We start from the raw sequence: 13,650 nt of genomic DNA, 5'->3' as shown, positions 1-13,650 counted from the left end.
CCCCGCATGACCGAGGAAAACACCTTTCCCGCCCCGGCGGCGGTGCCGCCGCCGCAGGCCGCACCCCGGCCCGATCCGGGCCATGGCCCGTGGATGCTGGTGCTCGTCCTGGCGGCGCATCTTGTCCTCGGCGTGGTCTGGCTGGGGATGGACCACCACGACCTCCGGGGCGACGAGGCGCACCACCTGCGCGTGGCGGCGGACTACTACGCGCTGCTGGGCGCGCCGCCGGAGGAGGGGCGGCTGGCAGCGCTGGCGGCCTTCCGTTCCCCCTATCCGCCCCTGCCGCACCTGCTCGGGGCGGCGGCGGCCCTCGTGTTCGGGTTCAGCCCCGACCGCCTGACCCTCGTGCCGCTGCTCCTGTTTGAAAGCATGATCCTCGGCGTGTACCTGCTGGCGCGGCGGTCGCGGCGCTCCGGCGAGGCGGCCCGCGCCGCCCTCCTGTTCAGCTGCATGCCCCTGGCCTTCGGCATGTCCCGCCTGTTCTCCCCCGACATGGCGGCGGCCGCCCTGGGCCTCTGGGCGCTCTACGCCCTCCTGCGCAGCGGGTTCCTGCTGCGCCCCGGCTGGGCGCGCGCCTTCGGCCTGCTGGCGGGGTGGGCATGGCTCTGCAAGCCCGACGCCCCGGCCTGCCTGCTGGCCCCCGCGCTGGCATGGGCCGCGTGGGGAATCCTGCGCGCGGCCTCCGGCGCGGTCCCCGGCGACCTGGCCCCCTTCGGCCTGCGGCGGCACTGCGCGCGCCTGCTGCTGGTGGCGCTGCTCGCCGCCGGCCCCTTCGCCGGATGGTCCCTCTACCACCGCGCCGACCTGCTCGCCTGGTGGGGCGCCCAGCGGGGCACGGCGGAGGGCCTGGTTCACGGCGACGCCGCCGGATGGCTCGGCCCCTTCGGCGAAACGCCCCAGCCCCCGCACCCGCCCCTCGACGACCCGGACCTCGCGCAGGACCCGCCGCCCCCGGCGCGCCGCATCCCGGAGACGGCCCCCGCCGCCGCCGTGGAACGCTTCTGGCCCGTCTACGCCGCCCACGCGGTGAACGAGGCCCTCTTCCTGCCGCTGGCGCTGCTCGCCGCCCTCGGCGTGCCCGCGCTGCTGCGCCGCCGCAACTGGAACGCGTCCTCCCTGCTCTGCCTCGTGTGGGTCGGGGGCGCGGTGCTGATGCTCGCGGGCGTGTTCACCCTGCGCAACCCCCGCTTCCTCCTGCCCATGCTGCCCGCCCTGGCGCTCCTCGCCGACCGGGGCTTTGACCTGATCCCCGGGCGCCCCCTCCGCGCCGCAGCCACCGTCCTGTTCGGCGCGGCCGCCCTGTTCCAGTGCGCCAACCTGTCCCTCCTCGGACTGGGGCCCGTGGCCGTGCCCCATGACGGCCTCCCCGCCGAAAGCCGCGCCCTGGGCAACACCGGGCTGGTTGTCTTCAAGCCCGTGGTCGCCATGGGGAACTACACGATCCACCCGCCGCAGCGGGAGGCATCGGCGGTGCTGGAGACCTTCCGGGACATCGCCCTCCAAGAGCGCCGCCGCGGCGCGGCGGAAGACCCCGGCCCCGCCACCGTCGCCCTGGTGGCCGAGCGGCCCGCCCGGCTGGGCGCGGCGCTGCACGCCCGCTTCTTCGATCCGGACCCCACCCCCCTGCGCCCCACCTTCCTCCGCGCGGGTGACGCGTCGCTCCGGCCCCTGCGCCCCGGTGCGGTGGGGGAGGCCCCGGCGGAGCTGCTGACCCCGCCCGCCGTGCCGCCGGACCATGTCCTGCTGTGGTCCCCCACCGACGGGGACCATACGGCGCGGCTGGAGACGTGGGCGGCGGAGCTGCACGCCGCCGGGTACGAATCCCTCGCGCACCGGCGGGTGCCCGGGCGGGGCGCGCTGCCGGAGGGCTGGCTGCACGCCCTGTGCCGCCGCACCCCCCGCACCCCGGAGACGGCCTCCACGCTCTTCGACGTGTACGACCTCCTGCGCGACCCCGCCGCCGCGCTGCCGGACCAGGTGCGCATCGCGCTGGAGGGGCGCTTTGCGGACCTGTTGCGGCCCTATCAGGGCACCGCGCCGCTCGGGGACGGACTGCGCCTCCTCGGCATGCACGTGACCCCGCTCTTCCCCGGTTGGGCCGCCGTGCGGATCGTGCTCCTGCCCGAAACGGCGCAGCAGGGCGATCTCGCCCTCACCGTCACCGCCACCCCCCGCCCGGAGGACCTCGGAAAACTCCCGCCCGTGCCCCGCGAACTCGGCATGTACTACTGGGACTTCTTCCCCGACCCGCCCTCCACCGCCTGGCGCGCCGGCGAGACCGTCATCCTGTCCCGGCAGGTGATGGTCGAGTCCCTCACCTACCGCATCGCCGTCACCCTCCGCGACGCCGAAACCGGCGCCCCCCTCGCCGAAACGGTGGAGGCAGGGGCTCTCGATTTCGCGGCCCTGGAGGGGAAGTAGGGGACCGGGGACCGGCAGGGGCGCGGCCCGGAAGGGTTAACATGGAAAAACAGGATGCGCGGGATTTCTTTCCCCCGTCCTGCCCATCCTGTCCATCCATGCGCGCTGTCCCCTCCCGGGCCCGGCTTTCTTCTCCGCGGGCGCGGTGCGCCCCCTTCGGGTATAATGCCCCGGCCCGCGCGGACGGCGGGCGCACCCGCCGGGCCCCGCCCCGGCGCCGAGAGGGCCTGATGGACACCAAGCGGATTCTCCGCGGCGCGGCGCGCCGCACGGCGAAATGGGGCTGCCTTTCCGTCATCGTGCTCATGCTGGTGCTCACGGCGGCGTTCTTCGCCGCCTTCGGCACGCAGCTCTACCACCGCTGGTCGCTCTACCCCCGCCAGGCCGCCGCGTGGCAGGAGCACGCCGCGAACCTCCAGCCCGTCGCCCTCCAGACCGGCTGGAACGAGTACCGCGGCGTCATGCACGCCCACTCCGAGCTGTCCCACGACTCCGAGGTCTCCTTCCCGGAGATCCTCGAGGCCATGCACGCCGCCAAGTGCGACTTCATGTTCCTGTCGGACCATGTGGACCAGGGAAAGGCCGACTACTCCCGCGGCTGGCGCGGCGTCCACGACGGCGTCCTCTTCGTCCAGGGCTACGAGATGCACGACGGCTTCATGCCCTGGGGGCTGCCGCCGGACACGGTGTTGGATAACAGCGCCGACCCGGCGGAGCAGGCGAAACAGATCCGCGCGCTGGGCGGCGTCCTCTGCGTCGGCCACAACGAGGCGCACCGCCCCTGGGAAATCCCCGAGATTGACGGCATGGAAATATACAACATCCACACCGACATGCTGGACGAGATGATTGACCGGCTTGCCCGCGTGGAGACCGTGAAGAACCTCCTGCTCAACGCCCGCGCCTTCCCCGAGCAGACCTTCCGCGGCATGTTCGACTTCGCCGTCCTCTCCATGGTCCAGCAGAAATGGGACGAGCAGAGCCGCCACCGGAAAATCACCGCCATCGCCGCCAACGACTGCCACCAGAACGTCGGCCTCCGCGGGGTCTACACCGCCGACGACACGCTGCTCCTCCTCGACACCGGCCACAGCGACCCGAAAAGGAAGATGGCCGAGTTCCGGCTCAACCTCCTCACCCGCTCCCTCCTGCGCCTGAAGTTCGGCAGCTTCCAGCCCGGCGACCAGCTCTTCCGCCTGGACCTCGACCCCTACAAGCGCTCCTCGCGCTTCGTGAACACCCACCTCCTCGCGAAGGAGCTGACCGAGCCCGCCCTCCTCGACGCCGTCCGGCAGGGCCGCGCCTTCGTCGCCTTCAACCTGCTCGCAGACGCCAAAGGCTTCGCCTTCGTTGCCGAGGGCGGCGGGAAACAGGCCACCATGGGCGACACCATCGCCCTCACCCCCGACCTCAAACTCCGCGCCGAGGCCCCGCTCCCCTGCAAGTTCACCCTCTACCGCGACACCAAACCCCTCGCAACGCAGGACGGGAAAACCTTCGAATACGCCGTGGCCCAGCCCGGCAAATACCGCGTCGAGGCCGCCATCGGCATGCCCGGCGAAATCACCTTCGCCGGCGACGACGTCGCCCGCGACATGGCCCCCTGGATCATCGCCAACCCCATCGAGGTCGTGGAGTAGGGACGGAAAGCGGCCGCAGACAAGGCCGCCGGGACGGCGGCGACGTGGACGCGGCATCCTGCCGCGTTCTTTGGGGTTGGCGAAAGTCCCGGAAGAAAGCGGCTGGAAGCCGCTTCTACGTTTGTTGCCTCCGCTACCGCGCCCCTGCGCCCTTGAACGGCCGCCCCACGCCGAGGGAATCGCGAAGCGGAGCTTCGCTGCCAAGTGCGTTCCCAAGTAGAAAAACTTGGGAACGAGGGGAAAGGGGGCACCCGGCCAATAGCGCCCCATCCGACCGATCCGTCGGATCCGTCCGATCGGTCGGATGGGGCCCTTCTTCCCTGGGAACGACAAGGTCATTTGGCGGTCCGGCGGGGGGGAGCCGCCATGCCCGGCTCAGTCGGCGAGGGCCACCACCCCGGCAACGTAGGACGCGGGGATGCCCAGCACCCGCAGGGTGCGGAACATCTCCTCGGTGATGGTCGTCCCGAGACTCTTGCGGTACTGATTGGGGCCCACGCTCTTCACCATCCCGTTCGGATACCGCTGGATCGTGTCGCGCGCCCCGAAGAGGCTTATGGCCCAAATGGTGCCCCGCTCGCCCGGCCCGTCATAGTCCGTCACCGCCGACACGTCGGACACCACGGAGAGAAAATCGTTCACCGCCTCGTTGTACTCGCCCTGGAGGTCCTGGATCGCCCGCTTCTGCGCGTTCACCGCCGCCGACTTGGCCAGCGCAGGCATCGCCAGCTCCTGGATCTTGCCCAGCGCCTCCTTCGCCTCGGTCAGCTCCGACTTCTTCCCGTCCAGCACCTCCTTCGCCAGATTCACGGCCAAGCCCGCGGGCCCCGAAACCCCGCCCGCCGCCGCAGGCTCCGGGGCGTTCTTCCGCGCCTCGCGGATGACGGAGGTGAGTTCAGCCCGGTCCTCCGGCTTGGGAAGCAGCCGCACCAAGGTCTTGTGAAGCTCCCCAGCCTTGGCGGTAAGAACCTGTTCTTCCTTCTGAAGCGCCTCCAACTTCTTTCGGGTTTCCGGCAATGCCGGGGGAAGATATGTGGTAAACGCCGTCTGAATCTTCGTGTAAAGCTTGTTGAAGGCCGGAGTGCTCTCAATATCCTCGCCGGTTCCGAAGTTCTCCCCCAGAGTTTTCCACTCGGGGGACGTGGTGACTTCCGCACCGATCTTCCCCACCGCGTCGGCGACCTCGGGAAAGCCCCCGTCCCGGGAGTTGCTCTGGATGCCTTCGAGGTTCTTCATGAAGTTTGTCTGGAATGCTGTCCAGGCGTCCTCGGATCCTTTGGCGGTGTTTGACGTCTCCATAATGGTTCTGACCTTCCCTACCACCGCCTGGAGCGTCCCCTCAATCCCTTGGATATCAACGAGCACCTCCGCGAGCCGCGCGCGCTCTGCAAGCACGTCATCTCTTGCCGCCTCGGCGTCTTCCAGCGCGTCATGTGTTCGTGTCAGGGTTGCCGCGCCCTTGTACGTCAGCCCGAAAGACTTCTGGACGTCGTTCACAACGGCGTCATGCATGCTGAACTGGGCGGACACCCGCACATCCCGCTCGGAAATGCGGATTTTCTGCGCCTTGTCCTCGTATGTTGTGTTGTTGTCAAAGCGGACATGCTTGAATGCGCAGCCTGATGCAAGCATGAACGCGATCACAATGGATGCCCCAAGATATGCTTTCATGGAAAACACTCCCTTTGTGTTCTTGCCGGTGTCTGTGTGAACGTCTGAGGTGACGCCTGCTAAACGGGAATAGACAGGTTGCGAGAGGCAATCCTCAGTGCGGCCGTCATGGTGGACCCTGGCGCCCTGACAATCATGAGCGTCCAACAGGTGGTGTTGCCTGCGTCCCACACCAGGAGGTAACGAACAGCCCCCGACGGGGCGAAGACAAGTCCGGCGGTAGCACTCGCGACCGGGTCTGGAATTGTGTGAAAGGCGGTGCTTGCCGCTTGGAACTCGGTTGCTAACCACTGCATCCAGCCTTGCTCCTTGACCGCCCGCCCCAGGGGAGGAGCGGCCACGGGGTTGTAGATGACGGTGTAGTCACCGCTGTGGTCCACGACGACTTCGGTAACATGATTGTTCTGGGTGTCCCATTGGTTCGACAGGTCAAGACAGAACTCGTTGTTTGGGGTACTGATGGTTGGCATGGCTTGCTTCCTCCTCTATTCGATTTCTCTTCGCTCTTTCGGACGCCCGCGCACATTGCGGGCATCCGGGAACGCTCACGGGACAGACCGCCCGGCACGGATGCGGCGGCCGGAAGACGGACAGCGGAACATATGTTGTATAAACAATAGTAAAATGTGACAAAAACCCTTCATGCGTGCCGACACATTTCGTCCCCAAGCACTGCTGGAAAACTCACCCGCGCGGCTGTCTGCCTGATACTGCCCCAAGAGCCGCTGCCTGCGCGTCCCGTCCCCGGAAGGCATCCTGCGTCCCACCAAAAGACAGGATGTTTCGACGTTACTTCCTAAAACGTCGGAAGGGCCGGTAAAGCCCCAAGGCCCCTCCTCACGCCACCATCAGCGCGAGGATAACACAGTTTTCGGAGAAAATCAAGAGCTATTTTTATCCGCAGTATTAGTGGCGGTTGCTGTTACTGGAGCGCCGGCGCGGGAATGGCCTCGCCCCGCCGCTGGGCCAGCCGCTCGGGTTCGGAGTAACTCCCGTAGAAGGCCGCGTTGCCGTCGATCCACAGGTAGAGCGTTCGCCACTCCTCATCGGTCAGACGCGCGCTGTCCGCGTGGTTCGCGTCGTGGAGAATTGCCGTCAGGGGACTCATGTCGGCGGGCATTTCGCCGGGCCGGGTGGTGATCTGGCTGATGCTTTCGTCGCCCCATCCATACCAGCGCACGAAGAGGCCCAGGGACGCATAGGCCTGGGTGAAGGGGCCTTCCTCCCCGCCGCCGAGGCGGGGCTTCGCGGTGCCCGGCCGGTCGTGGCACTGGACACAGTGCTTTTCCAGGATGGGCTGCACCAGGCGGGTGAAGTTCCAGGGGCGGGTGCCGTCGGGGCCGGGGGTGATTTCCGAGGGCGGCCGCGCCGCCGCCAGGGGCCGGGGATTCACGGCCCCCGCAGCGCGGCCGGTGGACTCGTGGCACCCCACGCAGCTCCGGCGCTCGCCGGGCTGGAGGTACACGGCGCTGCGCATGCCCTGCACCGCACGCCCCGCCTCGTCCACCGCCTGAAACGCCAGGGGCTTCAGGGCGGGGGCGCGGAACCGCGCCGAACCGTCAGCCTCCACGGGCACGGTGCCCAGCAGCATCCGGGCGGACTCGGCGTGGGCGAGGCCGATGCGGGGCTCGTCGACCACATGGGTCTCGCTCTTGGGGAGGAGCTGGAAAACACGCAGCTCGCGGATGCGCCGCCCCTCGGGGAAGGCGAGATGGCTCTCGTTCACGTTGGCCAGCAGGAATTCCCCCGTTTCCGCCTGGTCCGCCTCCCGGGCATCCGGGATCACCGGGGGTGCGGGACGCGGGGCCAGGGGGATGGGGTACATGCTGGAAATGCCCGGTTCACGGTACAGCAACTCCAGGTTCCCGAAGCGGTCGAACAGGTAAATCCCCGTTTCCGTGTCCTCCTGGGTCTTTGCGTTCATGCCGGGAAGGGGGTCAAAACTGAAACTGACCAGGAAGAAGTCCTCGGACAGGGGCCACGCGCTGTGATAATACGACTCCGGCCACGTGTCCGGGGCCTCGGGAAAGCAGACCTCCGGAGTCAGGGATTCCAGGGAAGAGAAGTCGTCCTCCCCCGTGGCGGGGTCCAGACGCGCCTTGGCGGGGTCCAGCAGAACCAGGGAACCGCCCACATTGGCGTGGTGCGCCCCGGCGAGGAAGGCCACCCGGGACGAGCCGGGGATGGGGTGGGGCTGATAGCAGGCGTTAATCCGCTGGGTGTAGTTGCCGAAAAGCTGGCGGGTGCCCGTCCCGTCCGGGTTCGTGATCCAAATCCCGTGGAAATGGGCCGCCGAGCGGTCCACGTAATCCCACCGGATATAGGCGATCCGCCCGTCATTCAGCACTTTCGGGTGCCACTCGCTGGTTTCATGGACGGAGAGCGCCCGCACGGCGCCGTCGGGGTCCAGCCGGTGCAGGGTGTGCGCCGGCAGGGGTTCCCAGGGGTTGTTGCACCGCGTAAACCCGCCCCGGCGGGTGGACATGAACGCGAGGCCGCCGTCCGGCAGGGGACAGGGGTCGAAATCATCGTTCTGGCCGTTCGTCAGGGCGCGCAGGTTCCCGCCCTCGGGGTCCAGGGCGTACAGATGGAAACAGCGGCGGTCCGGCGAATAAAAGTCGGGTTTCTCCCCCTCGGCCCGGGGCGCGAAGGCAAAATAGAGCGTTTTCGCGTCGTAGGCCAGGGAGAGGGTGGTGTAATTGCCCCGGGGAAGCCGCCCGGCCACAAGATCGCGCTTGGCGGGGGAGAATCCCGGCCGCTCCAGCACATAAATGCCTCCACCATCAATATCGCCGTAATCGTAATAGTACCCGAGGTACTCGTGGAGCATTTGGCAGATGAAGCGGCGGCGCTGCATGAAGACCACGGGGGTGTCGGCGAGGAGGGGGTTCTTGAGGGCCGTCTCCCGGACGAACCCCCGCAGGCGGGTGTAGAGTTCCCGCCGCTGTTCCTCCCCCAGCCCGTCCGCCGCCTCCACTTCCCGTCGGAAGCCGTCAAGACGGGTTCGGTCCTGCTTCACCTGCGGCACATGGGCCAGGGCCTCCAGCAGGCGTTCGACCCGCGCCAAAGTCGCCGCCAGACTCTCGGGTGACCCTGGGGTCTGTCCCGCGCGCGCCTCCTGGCGAAACCAGTCGGCCTCCACCTGGGCCCGGAACGTGTCAACGTCCTCCGCGGCGGCGGGGAAGAAGTTCAGGAACAGGATCATCCAAGTGGCGGTTACCGCAAGTGCTGTCTGGCGCATAGTCCGAATCTCCGGAGTTAGACGGGACTCACGGGCCTTTCCCTGCATGTGGATAGAAGGCCACTTCCCAGCCCATTGTATCTCTAATGGTGCCCAGAGTCAAGGGGAAGCCTCCACGGTTGTCAAGAAAATACGTGGGAATACAGGGGTTTTCCCGCCGACGAGGAGCGGCGGGTGGGAAATTGGGAGAAACGGGGGGGGATGGCAGGGTGTGTATAACTTGTGGATAACCTGCCGCGCGGGTGTTCCACGTGGAACACGGCGGCGGTCAAATGCGGCGTATCAGCCGAAGGGTGCCGCGCCGAAGTCCCTTTGCCGACCAGAGTCCGCTGCATTGTTCCACGTGGAACATGGCGCTGGAGAATTCGCAGACGTCCGGGTACTGGCACAAGTAGGCCACCCCTCTCGGAAGCCAGTGCGACAACGCACGCCGGAGAACCTCGGGTTTCTCGACGGCCCGCGACGTAACCACATTGGGACGGTCCTGCCCCCGCACCGCCGCCGGAAATTCGCCGTGAACCACCCGCACATCGGACAGACCCAGGACGGCGACTGCCTTGTGCAAAAACCCGATCTTCTTCTCGTTCCGTTCCACTAGGGTCATCTTGAGCTGAGGAAGGAGTATCTTTAGGGGAATGGCTGGAAATCCCCCTCCGGTGCCAATGTCCAGCAGGCGTCCCTCCGACGCGCCCAACAGCTTGATAATCCCCCCCAGGGACAACGAGTCCGCGTAGTGTTTCCCAAGATCTTGAAGGTCGGACTTCGAGACCAGTCCGGCCATGTCGTTCCACTCCCTCAGAAGTTCCGCGTGCCGGGCCAGCAACAATTCCTTTTGGGGATTCCAAGTCAACCCCTCGCCGACAAGCAGCCTCTGAACATCGGCGGAAACGAAAGGCCCTTTAACAGCCACCACTCCTGATAGTTCCTCTGTCAACGCATGCTCCTCCATGCGGTCAAAAGAAAATAACACCTCTACCCTCCATTTTATACCACAAAACCCTCACAGAAATCAACTGTTTTCTTGTCCGCTGATCACCGGACAAGATGGGTGCGGACCGGTGCCGGGACGGACACGGGATTGCGTCACTACGTTCGCAATGATGTGCGTTCCCGCGTCATTGCGAACGTAGTGACGCAATCTCGTGCCAGAATACCCCCATTGTGTCGCATCCGGTGGGTGAACCGATGTGCTCGCCATCATAGATGCATTCAGCGCGCAGTCACAAGGCGCGTTTTCGCGGCCGGGGGATGTTCTTATCGCTGGCACCATTGCCAAATCTCCGGAACATCCCCCTGTTCGCTCCCGCGAACCGCCCCCCTGAAAGGGGGACCTGCACAACGCGCAGACCTCGCACCGTTGAATATCCGTCAGTAAAGGCTTTGTGCAAAGGCTATAAAGGGTCAAAAATACTGTCGTTACGGCATTTTATGGTTGAAATGCCGTATCGAAAGGAAGACGGCGGGGACGGACTTCGAGGTGGCACGGGCTTCCAGCCCGTGTCTTGGGTCATGGCTACAGCCCAAGACACACGGGCTGGAAGCCCGTGCCACCTCGGTGCGCTTACTGGACGTCCTCCTGGAAATGCCGCATCTCAACCTGAAGTTGCTCTAGCCTTTTGCCACAAGCTCCTAATCGCTTGGATATGAACGCGCCCGCGAGGGAGGGCTTTCCGTTTGCCAAGAGGCTTCTGGGGGAACGCAAAGATGTCGTCTCTGCACCTTCTTGGGGTCTTCCACCGACGCGGCGAATGCGCTACTGTGGCGCGTTCGCCGCGCGGCACTCTCGCCGACATCGGGGTCGTGCCGTTCCCCGCGACCGGGCAATCCCCCCGACACGCCCCAGCAAAAAATCGCCCCCACCCGGAAGGTGGAGGCGGTTTTTTGCTATTACCCTGTTTAAACGCGTCAGATGCGGATCGGCATGACCACGTTCACGTAGTTGTCCACCGGCGCGTCCGTGTAGGGCTTGATGACCCCGGGACTCGCCGTGTCCTTCAGCAGCAGGCAGACCTTCTCCTGTTCGACATTGCGGAGAACATCCAGCACATAGATCGGGTTGAAGGCGATCTCCACCTCTTCCCCGCTGTACTCCACCGGGATTTCCTCGGTATACTCGCCGACTTCCGGGGTCTTGGCCACCACCTGCATGACGTCCGGCCGCATGCAGAGCCGCACGTTGCGGAACTTGTCGTTTGTCATCTTGAAGCCCAGTCGCATGACGCGCGAGAAGGCCTCCGTCCCCACCACCACCTCCTTGTCGTGTTTCTTCGGGATAACCATCTCGTAGTTGGGGAAGCTGCCCTCAATGAGCGCGGAGATGGCGGTCATGCCCTCCATGCTGAAGGCCACATGGCTGCTCTCCACGCGCACATCCACCATTGCCTCCGGATCAGACGAGAAAAGACTGGCAAGCTCCGTGACCATTTTCGCGGGAATGATCACCTTGATTTCCTGGTCCGTGTCCACCGGATCGTCCGCTGCCGCCAAACTCATGCGCCGTCCGTCCGTGGCCACCACCGTCAGCTTTCCGCCGCGCAGTTCAAACAGCAGCCCCGTCAGATTGTACCGGCCCTGCTCCGTGCAGATGGCGAACGCCGTCTTCTGAAACAGCCGCCGGAGAACGGCCTGGCTGAAAGACAGCGCCACTCCGGCCTCCACCTTCTTCACCGGCGGAAAATCATCCGCCGGCATGCTGAAGAGGCGGGTCTCCGTGTTTCCCCAGGCGAACAGAACCACACCATCCTCCTCGATGTCGAAGATGGCGTCCCCTTCCTCGTCCTCCCCGAGCAGCGAGGCCAGACGCTGGCCGTTGACCGCCAGCGTGCCCGGCCGTTCCACGGTGCAGTCCACCTTTGCGATCAGGGTGGTCTTCAGATCCGTGCCCGTCACATAGACGCAGCTGTCCCCCGTCTCCAGGAGCAAGTGCGACAGGATAGGCAGGGCGCTCTTCTCCTTGACCACGCTTTTGACCTTGTTCACCGCACTGGCCAGCTCGGTTTTCGGAACTTGGATGCGCATTGTCGTGTCTCCATGCCCCCACGGGCAAAAGTTTTCCTATCTTATAAGGACAAAGAGATGTAAAAATCAAGTCGTACCAGCAGTAGGCCGGTGGAAAACCCCGGAAACCATCCTATGGCCCTGCCGCCTCTGGACTTGGCCGGTGGAGAAATAGGGGATGACCTTCCCCCGTTTCTCCCGGTTGTCCCCAACAGCCCGACTCGGCCCCCGGGACAACCCCCGTCCCGCCCCCGCTTCTGGGGATAAGCTGTCCCCCTCTCCACCGTTCCTCCTCCGGTTCTCCCGAAAAAGAGGTTCGTACCGCGCCCTGCGAGGCACCGCCTTGCTTAACTGGCATAACCCATTGTCCTTTCATTACTTGGACACCCCGCGCTCAAAGGCAGGATTTTTTCAACAACCGGCAAATCATTTATTGGCAACATCTTACAGACTCTAATTTACCCGCGCCCGCTGGGCGGTTCTCCCTAAGTTATCCCCAATATCCTCAAGACGCCCCCCTCAGAAGTCTCAGGCAGTTCTTTATGTTGCTTGCTTAACCGTGGACACCATTAGGACTTTGGTTTCCTGACACGCTTTGAAGCCGTGTCGGGAAGCTGCTTCGCTGTCTGCTCCAAGGTATCCACGGCATCCCGTGCGCCTTCCGCTTCCAGTTGTGCGCGTCGGCGCGCGGCAAACCGCTCGTACTCTGCTTCGGCGTGGGAATGAGCCTCCGCTTTTGTTGCGCTGCCTGCACGGGTCAGGACAGCCCGCTCATTAAACTCAAGAAACGCATCGAGTCTGGCCTCCCAATCCCGAAGGAACACCTGTTTCCTCCGCCGCGCCTGATCCTCGGCGTAGTCCAGCCACATGACCACGATGCGGTTCAGTTCGGAGACTTCCGCCTCGTTCAGGTAGTTCTTCGCCGTGGTCACGTCGGCCTTGGTTACCCGTCCGCCCTTGAAGGAGGTCAGGCCCATGTTGGGAAGCGTGTGGTCGGCGCGCCGCCGGATGAGCTCCGCCGCTGTCTGGCCCGTGGCGGCAAAATGCAGCTTGTTCTGCATGACACCGAAAAACGTGGAGGTCTTCTCCCGTTTCGGGTCATAGTCGGCGGCGAGGGCGAAAATCTCCCGCACCCGCAGGTACATGCGCCGTTCGCTGGCGCGGATGTCGCGGATGCGCTCCAGCAGCTCGTCGAAATAGTCCGGCACGCCCGACCCCTCGACGGGCGGGTTCTTCAGCCGGTCATCGTCCATCGTGAACCCCTTCACGAGGTACTCACGCAGGCGCTCCGTGGCCCACTGGCGGAACTGGACGCCGCGCGGCGACCGCACGCGGTAGCCCACGGCGAGGATGGCGTCGAGGTTGTAGAACTTGACCGCTCTCTGGACCTGCCGGACGCCCTCCATCCGAACTTGTAAGAAATCCTTACAAGTTGCCCGCTCCTCGATCTCGCCTTCCGCATACAGAGTTTTCAGATGCAGGGTGATGTTTTGCGGTGTGGTTTGAAACAGCTCCGCCATGAGCGCCTGGCTCAACCAGAGGCTTTCCTCGGCGAAGCGGCATTCCACGCGGGTGCGGCCGTCCGGCGTCTGGTAGAGCACGAGTTCGCCGCCGGGCACTTCTGCTGCCATGAAAGCGTTCCTCCTGTCGTGGTTCACCGCCCGTCCGGGTGTCCCT

General features: G+C 65.4%; 8 protein-coding genes. 2 read left to right on the top strand and 6 right to left on the bottom strand.

From position 1 onward, the window contains the following. Positions 1–6: 6 nt before the first annotated feature. Both GXY15_12140 and GXY15_12135 read left to right on the top strand, forming a co-directional pair. Positions 7–2,424, top strand: coding sequence for a hypothetical protein (locus GXY15_12140; GenBank protein ID NLV41961.1), 2,418 nt, complete (start codon positions 7–9; stop codon positions 2,422–2,424). A 230-nt stretch (positions 2,425–2,654) separates the two neighbouring features. Further along, positions 2,655–4,064: a hypothetical protein gene (locus tag GXY15_12135; GenBank protein NLV41960.1), complete on the top strand. Its 1,410-nt coding sequence runs from the start codon at positions 2,655–2,657 to the stop codon at positions 4,062–4,064. A 375-nt stretch (positions 4,065–4,439) separates the two neighbouring features. Here the strand turns inward: GXY15_12135 and GXY15_12130 are convergent, their stop codons facing one another. From GXY15_12130 to GXY15_12105, 6 genes are all read right to left on the bottom strand, one after another. Beyond that, positions 4,440–5,735 carry a hypothetical protein gene (locus tag GXY15_12130; GenBank protein ID NLV41959.1) on the bottom strand — a complete coding sequence of 432 codons (1,296 nt, stop codon included), beginning with the start codon at positions 5,733–5,735 and terminating at the stop codon, positions 4,440–4,442. 59 nt (positions 5,736–5,794) lie between these two features. Then, positions 5,795–6,205, bottom strand: coding sequence for a hypothetical protein (locus GXY15_12125; protein NLV41958.1), 411 nt, complete (start codon positions 6,203–6,205; stop codon positions 5,795–5,797). A gap of 452 nt (positions 6,206–6,657) precedes the next feature. Next, complete coding sequence (locus GXY15_12120) at positions 6,658–8,976, bottom strand: hypothetical protein (GenBank protein ID NLV41957.1); 2,319 nt, start codon at positions 8,974–8,976, stop codon at positions 6,658–6,660. 268 nt (positions 8,977–9,244) lie between these two features. Next, positions 9,245–9,946, bottom strand: a complete 702-nt coding sequence (locus GXY15_12115) for a hypothetical protein (GenBank protein ID NLV41956.1) — start codon at positions 9,944–9,946, stop codon at positions 9,245–9,247. 935 nt (positions 9,947–10,881) lie between these two features. Continuing rightward, positions 10,882–11,994, bottom strand: coding sequence for a DNA polymerase III subunit beta (gene dnaN, locus GXY15_12110; protein NLV41955.1), 1,113 nt, complete (start codon positions 11,992–11,994; stop codon positions 10,882–10,884). Positions 11,995–12,542: 548 nt separating this feature from the next. Beyond that, entirely contained in the window at positions 12,543–13,604 is a 1,062-nt protein-coding gene (locus GXY15_12105; protein NLV41954.1) for a virulence RhuM family protein, read from the bottom strand. Between the last annotated feature and the right edge of the window lie 46 nt (positions 13,605–13,650).

This window comes from Candidatus Hydrogenedentota bacterium, assembly GCA_012730045.1.
GTDB lineage: Bacteria > Hydrogenedentota > Hydrogenedentia > Hydrogenedentales > CAITNO01 > JAAYBR01.
This window is presented reverse-complemented; position numbering and strand designations above follow the sequence as displayed.